We start from the raw sequence: 5,912 nt of genomic DNA on the forward strand, positions 1-5,912 counted from the left end.
AAACCGATAATACTCCATGCGCTCGACCATGAGTTACGGATGATTTTCGACTCCGGTGTCCATGTTTGGGTAGATAGCACATACTTTTCAGCCTCATCATAGCCCCACTGTCCACCGTTCCAAACACGCCAAGCGATTTGGTCAGCAGGCAGTTCCTGAAGGAAGAAGAAGCTCTCCGCGAAGCTATTACCGGCCTGATTGTAGATTGAAGCCAAAGCTCCTTGCACGCTGGTTTCGTTCTGATAATAGGTCGAAGCGTCGATACGGTCGTACACTTTCTCATCCAAATCGGTACAAGAAGTGACACCCAACATCAGCGCGGCGGCCACCAACCAGCTATATCTTTTATGTATCATAGTTATATTCTTGCTTTTAAAAGTTGTTTTCACGATGTGATTAATGGAATCTTACGGTCACTCCCAAGCTGATTTGGGTAGCTGTGGGATAGGCACTGTTAGAGTCTACGCCCGGCGTAATGCCCGTAGAAGTAACGATGGATGGGTCGTTGCCCGAGTAACCGGTAAGGGTAAAGAGATTCTTGGCGGCCAAATAAACGCGCACATTCTCAAGCATTTTGCGGTTCTTTGGTACAAAGGTGTAGCCCAAAGTGAGGTTCTCGAGCTTCATGTAGTCACCTTTCTCCAAGTAATAAGACGAAATCACACCGCCACCGCTCTTCATATCCTTATGTTTAAGGTAGGCATTGCGCAATACATTGTCAGTTCCGCAGAGCTGATTGCCCATGCCATAGCGGCGCATATTGAAGATTTCAAAGCCGAAAGCGCCACGGAATTGGAAGCCAAAGTCCCAATTCTTATAACGGAAAGAGTTGTTCCAAGAGAGGAAGGAGGTAGGAGCGCCGTTGCCAATGTAGCGTTTGAACGACGCGTCGGCCTGCGAAGCCAACACCTTTTGGCCGTCGTTGTCGTACACCTGCATGTTTCCATTCTCGTCAACACCGGCATATTCGTAACCATAGAACTGCCCTACCTTGCCTCCTTCTTGCACTCTGAAGAAGTATTCGCTCGTTCCCACGCCCGGCTTTTGGTAGAGTTCTATGTATGACGCCTTATAAATATCGTTTGAAAGTTTAGACAATTTGGTGGTGCCATAGGAGTAGTTAATGCCTGTAGTCCACTTAAGATCGCCCTTGGTGAGCACATCATAGTCGGCCACAACCTCAATACCGGTGTTCTTAGTGGTACCAACGTTCACCAAGATAGTGCTCCATACATAAGGCGGTTGTGGCGCCGTGTAGGTATAGAGCAGGTCTTCAGAACTACGATTAAAGAACTCTACCGAACCACGGAGGCGATTCTGCAAGGTCACGAAGTCAACACCAATGTTGAAAGCCTTGCTCTTCTCCCAGCCCAAAGAGGGATTGGCGTTAGATGAGGGGGCAAAACCCGTTACCCAACCGTTGTTGATAAAATAGCTGCCATTCGACGAATAAGTAGGCATACTACGGTAAGCGTCGAAGTCGGAGCGGCCCGTCACACCGTAAGAAATACGTGGTTTCAGACTTTGGAACTTATCGCCCAGCACGTTACTTAGCAGCGGTGACTTCGTCATTTCCCACGCTACGGAGAGCGAAGGAAAGCTACCCCACTTGCGATCGGCGCCAAACTTGGTCGAACCTTCACGGCGCAGCGAGGCCGAAGCAAAGATCATGTCCTTATAATTGTAGTTAAGACGACCGAAGAAAGCTATCAATGTAGACTCGCTTTTGCCTCCCCACATATTGGCCGTGCCTTCTTTGAGGGCCGTACCACTGCCGATAAGGTGATAAAGCGTGGTGTCGTAAGCAAAATCTTTGTTCTCATTACCGCTCTGTTCCCAGTACGAACGCTCCCACGAATAGCCTAAAATGGCCTTCAACTGATGGTCGGTAAGGGTAAAAGTATAGTTGGCCAACCACTCCAAACGGTTGGTGGTCCACTTCTGATAGTTCACGTTGGCCCTACCCTTGAAGCCTCCCCAGAAAGACTCACTTGAGAAACTGGGCGTATAGAAATTGTTTTTGTAGTCGTTATATTGCAGGGCATAGCTCAACGATGTATTAAGATTATGCTTCTCCATGTTGAGAATATTGAGCTTCACGTCGGCATTTCCCAAGAGATAAACACGGTCGCCGTTGCTCGTAATCTCATTCATGACGAGCACGGGGTTGGAGATTCCCGTGGGCGAAGTGGCCTGATAGTAGCTGCCATCGGCATTGTAGACGGGCAATGTGGGGTTCATGGAGAGTGCCGTATCGAACATTCCGTCGTTGCCATACTCCTCATGTACCTTGCGAAGGCTCAATGACGAGTTGAACTGCAAACGACTTTCGAGCGCACGCTGCTCCAAAACGAAGCGGCCACCATACTCCTCACGACCGCTGGCCGTATCAAGACCGTTGGCTTTCTTGTAGTTAAGACTGCCACCGAAGTAGCCGTTCTTCGTCGTACCATCTATGGAAAGATACTGGTTTACATTGTAAGAAACGTCGCGAGTGATAAGATCATACCAGTCGGTGTTGTATCCAAAGTCGGTACCACGGCGAGAACGACGGAACTCATCGGGCGTAAGTATCTCGGGCTTGCCCTTTCCTATGTTGGCAGCCACCCAACTGTCGTACGTGAAGTTCACCACGCCTTGCGCACCGCTGCCCTTCTTCGTCGTAATCAAAATTACGCCGTTGGCACCACGTGTACCGTAGATGGCGGCCGAACCGGCGTCTTTCAGCACGGTGATAGACTCCACATCCTGCGTTGAAATGTTGCGAAGGTCGCCACCGGCAATACCATCGATCACCACGAGTGGACCGTTACCGGCCGTCAATGAGCCGGCTCCACGCACCTGAATGCTCGACAACGCATTGGGATTGGCGTCGGCCGTGGCGCTTACGTTAAGGCCGGCAATCTTACCGCTTACCAACTCCATGGGGTCGGTCACGGCACCCTGATTGAATTGGTCCTTGCTTATCTGGACCACAGAGCTCGAAATTTCCTTCTTGGCCAGTGAGCCGTAACCCACTACAACCACCTCATTCAGCTGGGCCACGTCCTCCCGCAGCACCACCTGCATACCATTCTTGGCCTTCGCCTCTTGCGGAACGAAGCCCACATAAGTAACGGTCAGTGTAGCACCTTCCTTACATTGCAACGCGAAATTGCCGTCAAGATCGGTCACAGCGCCACCCGGTAATCCCTTCACAACGACGCTGGCGCCGATGATCGGCTCACCATGCTCGTCCTGCACATTACCCTTCAGGGACTGCGCAGATAGGCCGAGGGCAAAAAACACGCCTATACACATCAGTAGTGTACGGTGGAATAGATTTTTTGTTCTCTTCATTTTCATGAATTTTCTAAGTTAACTGATTAATGATAATACATTTAAGTATAAAATAATTTTCTAAAACTATAACTATCGTAACCCACTTATCACAAACCCATTAGCCAAGGCCAATAAGGGTAAAGCCCGGTGTCGACGGTATAAATGCCATCGTCATAGCCTTGAACATGAGTAGAGTAAGCTTTTCGCAGGTCATGGGTCTGTAGCTCCTATTTGATTTTTTAAGTTAAAGTAGCAGGCAATTGCCTTGCTCAGGGTTAGGTTGATTGTAGGTTGCGGCTTAAGTTGCAGCCGCCCATAGGTCAGCGGTAAAAAGCCGCCTCGCAGTCATTCGGTTGCAAAGATAGGTGAAACGCAAAGGGCAAAAAAGCCTTACAAATAAAAATCTAAATACTATTTATTACTAAATAACTGATTATCAATAGTATAATAGAATATCTACCAAAAGAAAATCTAAACCAAATCACAACCGCAAAAGCCCTAATTTCCTCCTAAACCACCATGTATCGACCTACTCATCACGTCTCTTTAGCTTCCTCGTCGCAACCTTCACGCCCACCGCCCCCTGACCATCTGCTTTTCAAAAGCAGGCCTTTCAGCCCGCGAAAGCACTGCTTTGACCGGCCCAAAAGCCCCCTTTCGGGCGGTAAAAGGCCAGCTTTGGCAGGGCCGTTTCCATGAGGACATAACGGCCTTACCTTACTACGATATAAACAAAGCAGGGAAATGGGTAAGGCAAAGTGCCGGGGCGGCGCTTCGCTTTACCTCATATAATAGATACAAAGCTACTTCGTGATAGGGTCCCAAACGCGGCCCCAACGAGCCGTTTCAACCCTCCATGGGCGTGGCCTTGGGCGATTCCCCCTTTTCGTAAGCGTCGATCTCGGCCACACGAAGCTCAAAATTGTCTCTATCCACGGCCCTTGCCTTCAGCTTCGAGCGGTAAGTATAAATGGTGGTAATGCTCGATCGGAGCACGGCAGATATGCGTTGATTATCGGTTATGCCCAGCCTGATGAGGGCAAGGATACGCAGTTCGGTAGACAGTTTCTCACCCTGACGCAGCTCTATTTGGCCTTCGGGCATGAGGAGCTCGTTTACTTTAGCTACGAAATGGGGATAAATATTAAGAAAGGCCGAGTCAAAATTGCGGTAGAAGAGCCGTGTGTTCTCCGTCATAAACGAGCTATCTTTCAATGAGGCGTAAAGTTCGGGCAGTTTATGGTCGCGCGCCAATCTGTTCTGATGCTTGCGTTCCTGCTCCGCATGGTCAATAAGCGTGGAGCTAAGTTCCAAGAACCGGCCTATATACTCTTCCTTTATCTTGTTTCCTTCACGCATTTGGCCGTTCATACTGCGCAGCTTTTCCACGAGTTCTTTCAAATGGCGGTTCATCAATTGTACCTTCCCATTGGCCAATCTGTAGCGCTTCATAAACATATACACTAATCCTAAGGCCACGATAAGCAGCACCGTGGTAAAGCTAAGCACAATGATGAGGACGACGGTACGGCCATGTTGAGCCGTTTGTTGGGCCTCGTAGCCGGCCACTATTTGGGGAATGAGCTGCGAAGCCTGTATGTTTCGCAGTCGGGTACCGTAGAAATTAGCGTCCTTTATGCTGATATGCAGGTAGCGATAGGCCCGGTCCATGCCCCCGTCGGCAAAGAGCATGGATGATAATTCTCGCAGCGAGTTGTTCTCACGAATACATCCTTGCAGGTCGGAAATGGCGCTCAGGATGAGGTATTTTCTACGGTTAACCTCGTCGTGCTTACAATCGTAGAAGAAAGCAAGGGTCGATGTGAGCACGCTATAGCGACGATTACCCGGCCGAAGCTGCCCCATGTGGCCCGAAAGCAAAGCTATGGCCCGGTCGTATTGCCCTTGTTCGCACACATAACTGCTCAATGCCGACACGTAAAGGTAGCTATCGCGAGGCGCGAGGTCAATGACCCGCTTGCGATAGTCCATCGCCCGGGCTATGTAATCATGATAATAAGGCGTTCCCTGACTGAATTCGGCTTTATAAATATAAAGCTCGTTCCATGTGTAATAGTATTCCACGAGGTCCTCACGGCTCATTCCTACCTCCGAAATCGACTGCAATATGCGCTCCGCTTCATCAAACAAGCCCGCCACTGATATGATATGTACCTTGCCAAGGAGGCTCCGTGTCAGCCTATGAGGGTCGTTGAGTTTGCGTGCCAAGGCCACGGTGCGGTCCACATACTTGAAGGCCGAGTCATAAATAAAGGCTTCGTATTTCTGATAAAGCCGCTCATTGATGGCATAACGCTCGGCGTCGGTCAGGTCGGGATCGGCCAAAGTAGACTTCACAACATTGATTTGCTTGATGTATTCTTCCGTTAATTTCGGCTGCAAAGCCAGCATGCTATCGAGTTGAATGTAAGCGTGGGCGTCGTTCTCGGCACCGGCCTGCGCCGAGAAACACAAAGTAAAAATCAGGCAAAGAATGAGTTTCATTTTATCATCAATGGTAAAGGATAACCAAAAAAGTATAGTTTGAATAGGCAGAGGGCGCAACTTGAAATCATTGCTGAGCGCAGCCT

2 protein-coding genes and 1 pseudogene are annotated in these 5,912 nt (G+C 49.3%); all 3 read right to left on the bottom strand.

Going from position 1 to position 5,912, the window contains the following annotated elements:
* Positions 1-356 (bottom strand): annotated as a pseudogene (locus VIR50_RS12080) (RagB/SusD family nutrient uptake outer membrane protein); the annotation flags it as partial.
* Between the two features lie 40 nt (positions 357-396).
* The gene (locus VIR50_RS12085; protein ID WP_331935364.1) at positions 397-3,345 is read right to left on the bottom strand and encodes a SusC/RagA family TonB-linked outer membrane protein; all 2,949 of its coding nucleotides are present in this window, start codon (positions 3,343-3,345) and stop codon (positions 397-399) included.
* An 822-nt stretch (positions 3,346-4,167) separates the two neighbouring features.
* Positions 4,168-5,912: DUF6377 domain-containing protein (locus tag VIR50_RS12090; protein WP_331935365.1), on the bottom strand; the 1,745-nt coding region annotated here is incomplete at its 5' end.

Source organism: Prevotella sp., assembly GCF_036570325.1.
In the GTDB taxonomy this organism is placed as follows: Bacteria; Bacteroidota; Bacteroidia; order Bacteroidales; family Bacteroidaceae; genus Prevotella.

Coding starts and splice junctions, on each gene's coding strand:
- VIR50_RS12085 (WP_331935364.1), bottom strand. CDS start 3,345: ATGAAAATGAAGAGAACAAAAAATCTATTCCACCGTACACTACTGATG.